The 3,897-nt window shown below is 74.0% G+C and carries 4 protein-coding genes; all 4 read left to right on the forward strand.

Going from position 1 to position 3,897, the window contains the following annotated elements:
* Positions 1-816: beta-ketoacyl synthase N-terminal-like domain-containing protein (locus ACWCO3_RS32525; protein WP_450013745.1), on the forward strand; the 816-nt coding region annotated here is incomplete at its 5' end.
* 53 nt (positions 817-869) lie between these two features.
* Positions 870-1,388, forward strand: a complete 519-nt coding sequence (locus ACWCO3_RS32530) for a beta-ketoacyl synthase chain length factor (protein ID WP_145785626.1) — start codon at positions 870-872, stop codon at positions 1,386-1,388.
* Positions 1,385-3,001, forward strand: coding sequence for a class I adenylate-forming enzyme family protein (locus ACWCO3_RS32535; RefSeq protein WP_450013747.1), 1,617 nt, complete (start codon positions 1,385-1,387; stop codon positions 2,999-3,001). The genes ACWCO3_RS32530 and ACWCO3_RS32535 overlap by 4 nt, the downstream gene beginning before the upstream one ends.
* Before the next feature lie 76 nt (positions 3,002-3,077).
* On the forward strand, positions 3,078-3,897 hold an 820-nt coding region (locus ACWCO3_RS32540), incomplete at its 3' end, for a beta-ketoacyl synthase N-terminal-like domain-containing protein (RefSeq protein WP_450013749.1).

The following is a 3,897-nucleotide window of genomic DNA, read 5'->3' on the forward strand; positions in this document are numbered from 1 at the left end:
GCTGGCCCGCCACGGCTCGATGTCGATCGTCTCGCCGTCCTTGAACTGGCGCATGTGCAGCTGGCACGCCGTGGTGCCGCGCTGCGGCCCGTGCGGGCGAGCACGGCGGTGGCCGACGCGGCGACACTGATCGCCCGGGGTGACGTCGACCGGGTGGTGGTCGCCGCCGGATACCTGGTGGAGTCCGACCAGTTCGCGCTCTTCGACGCCGGTCGAGCCCTCGCGGTCGACGGTGCGGTCCGCCCGTTCAGCGCCCACCGGCGGGGGTTGCTGCTCGGCGACGGGGTGGCCGCCGTGGTCCTGGAATCCAGCGCCGGGCGTCGGCACGGGACCGAACCGCTGGCCACCGTCGCCGGCTGGGGGCGGGCCGGGGACGCCTTCCACCCGTGCCAACCGGACCCGACCGGGGCCGGGCTGGCCCGTGCCGTCGACGCCGCGCTGCGCCGGGCCGGGCTGCCACCCCAGGCCGTCGGTTACGTCAACGCCAACGCCACCGGCACACCACAGAGCGACGCCGCCGAGGCCGCCGCCCTGCGCCGGGCCCTCGGTGGGCACGCGGCGCAGGTGCCGGTCAGCTCCACCAAGTCGGTGCACGGGCACGCGTTGGAGGCGTCCGGGCTGCTCGAACTCGTGGTCACCGCGTTCGCGCTCCGGGACGGCGACCTGCCGGTCAACGCCGGTTGGCTGGCCCCGGACGAGGCCTGCCCGCTGGACGTCATCACCGACCAGCCCCGCCGGACGACAGCTACCCACGCGTTGACCCTCAACGCGGCGTTCGGCGGCGCCAACACCGCACTGCTGGTCGGCGCGCCGTGACCGCCGCCGGGTTCCAGCGATCGTCCGGTGCCCGCACCGACGCACCCGACCAGGTGAGCGGGTTCCGGACAGAGCCGGGCGTGTTGGCGCGGGCACGGTGGCCGGAGGCCGGAGACGACGGGCCGGCGCCGGGAGTCCCGGGCTTCGTGTCCTCGCAGTTCGCGCCCGTGGTGGTGGCGGTGGCGGAACGGTGCCTGCGGCGGCGGTACGGGACGGCGGGGGTGCCCGTCGGAGTGCGGACCGGGATCGTGCTGGTCAGCGCCAGTGGCGACCGCGTCAGCGCGGAGCACGTACGGGCGACCGTCGAGGACGGCGGACGAATCGGGCCGCTGTTCTTCTTCCAGTCCGTGCCCAACAGCGTCGCCGGGCACGTCGCGGCCCGCTGGGGACTGCGCGGTCCGGTGGTCTGCCTGAGCCCGACCGGTGACCCGCACGCCGACGGCGTCGCCGAGGCGGACCTGCTACGCGACGACGGCGACGCCGACGAGGTGTTGCTGATCCTGATCGAACAGGCACCCGACGCGCCTACCGAGGCGGTCGCGGTGCTGCTGGGGGGAGAAGGACGACCATGAGGAAACGAGGACTACGCGCTGCCCTGGCCGCCGACCCCGAGGTCGGCGCGGGCAACGTCCTGGCCCGGGTGTTGGCGCACGGCGCCGACCCGGACGGACCCGGGCTGACGTTCGACACCGCCGTCGACGGGCACCCGGCCGAGACACCGCTCACGCTGGGCCGGCTCGACGAGCGGGTCGCCGCCCGCGCCGCCTGGCTGCACGAGCGCGGGGTACGCCCGCGTGACCCGGTCGCCGTCTGGGCCACCGCCGCCGCCGACATGGTGCTCAGCTACCTCGCGCTGGCCCGGCTCGGCGCCATTCCGGCGCTGATGAACGGCAAGCTCCGCCCGGAGATCGCCGCCGAGTACATCCGCCGGCTGCGGGGCGTCGGTGTACTCGCCGACGACGAGCACACCGCGCTGCTGGCCGGGCACGACCTCGGCGTACCGCTGCTCGGCACCCCCGCGCAGGCCGGCACCGGCGACCCGTCCGCTGCCCCGGCGCACTACCGGCACCACCCGGACGACCCGATCGTGATCACCCACACCTCCGGGACGACCGGGGTGCCCAAGGCGGTGCTGCACTCGCACGCCAGCCTCTTCGCCGCCACCCGGCACCTGCTCACCATGCCCCAGGCGCAGGGCACCCACCGGATCCTCAACGCGTTGCCGGCCCCGCACACCGCGACGGTGTTGATGGTCAACCAGGCGCTGGGCAACTCCGCGGAGATGCTGCTCTTGTCCGAGCAGGATGGTGAGCGGGTGCTCGACGCCATCCAACGGTGGCATCCCGACGGCGTGTTCGGCTTCTCGGTCACCTGGGCCGAGTTGGCCCGCTTCGACCTGTCCGGGTACGACCTGGACTCGGTGCGGCTGTGGTTCAACACCGGCGACGCGTCGCACGAGCCGCACATCCGTCGCCTCGTCGCCGTCGGCTGGCGCGACACCGTCACCCGCGCCGGGGTGGCGAAGGTGCCCGGTTCGGTCTTCATCGACGGGCTGGGCTCCAGCGAGATGGGGCATTCGATGTTCCACATCACGCACCGCGCCGACACCGACCGGTACGGCCGTTGCATCGGCCGCCCGTACCGGTTCGCCACCGTCGCGGTCCTCGACGCCGACGGTGAACCGGTGCCGACAGGTGAGGTGGGTTTCCTCGGCATCGACTCGCCGTCGCTGTTCCGTGGCTACTGGAACGACTCGGCCACCACGTACCGGTTCCGTCAGCGCGGCTGGTATCTGACCGGCGACCTGGTCCGCGCCGACGCCGACGGCCGTTACTACCACCTGGACCGGGCGGTGGACTCGGTGGAGACCGGTGACGGGCGACGCCTCTACACCGCGTTGAGCGAGGAGCGGATCCTCGCCGCCTGCCCAGACGTCACCGACTGCACCGTGGTGATCGTCGCCGAGGCCGGCCAGGTGGTCACCGACGTGTTGTTGGAGTTGGCCGCTGGCGTCGACGAGGCAGAGGACCGCACCGAGCGGGTCCGGACGGCCCTCGGCCCGGACGTCGGCGCAACGTTGCGTCGGGTCGTGCCGGTGCGCTCCGCCGACATCCCGGTCACCGTGACCGGCAAGGTCCGCAAGGTGGTCCTGCGGGAGCGTTACCTCACCGAGGCGGTCTCATGAGCGAGCGGAGCGAGCGAATCAGGCAGCTCAGCAGCGTGGAGTCTCACGCCGGCGCGGAGCGAAGCGGAGTGGCGGCGTGAGCGCCCTGATCACCGGGATGGGTCTGTTCACTCCGGTCGGGAGGGGTGTCGAGGAGACCTTCGAGGCGCTGACCACCGGGCGTTCCGGGCTGACCCGCCCGCCCGACGGGCACCCCGCGGCGCAGTCGCTGGACGTCGCCGGCCTGCTGCCCGACATCGACCCGCGCACCGTCGCCTCCGGGCCGGAGACCCGGGTGCTGGACCGGATCGTGGTGCTCGCTCTGCTCGCCGCCGCCGACGCGCTCGCCGACGCCGGCATCGAGGTGGGCCGCGACGTCGACCCCGAGCGGATCGGTGTGATCGTCGGAGGGGTCGGCGGGATGGCCACGCTGGAGGCGCAGGTGCTGGCCCGCGCGGCCCGGGGTCGGGCGGCGGTCAGCCCGTACCTGCTCACCGGGATCCTGCCGAACATGCCGGCGGCGCGGATCGCCATCGCGCACAACATCCGGGGCTACAGCTCGTCGGTCGGCACCGCCTGCGCCTCCGGCGCGCAGGCGGTCGCCGACGCGGTCCGGCTGATCGCGACCGGGGAGGCCGACGTGGTGCTCTGCGGGGCCAGTGAGGCGCCGCTCTTCCCGACCTTCGCGGACACCTTCGGCAACGCGCGGGCCCTGGCCCGCGCCGGCGCCGACCCGACCCGCGCCAGCCGGCCGTTCGACACCTCCCGCAGCGGTTTCGTGCTGGCCGAGGGAGCCGCGCTGCTGGTTCTCGAGAACGCCGAGCACGCCGCCGCGCGCGGGGTGACCGGGTACGCCGAGGTGGCCGCCGAAGAGCGCGCCACCGAGGGTGGCCACCATCGACTGCATCGGGCCGAGC

The organism is Micromonospora sp. NPDC002411, assembly GCF_053592955.1.

What these genes read in the sequence shown, in the direction of transcription:
- ACWCO3_RS32535 (WP_450013747.1), top strand. Translation starts at nt 1,385, where the DNA reads ATGAGGAAACGAGGACTACGCGCTGCCCTGGCCGCCGACCCCGAGGTC.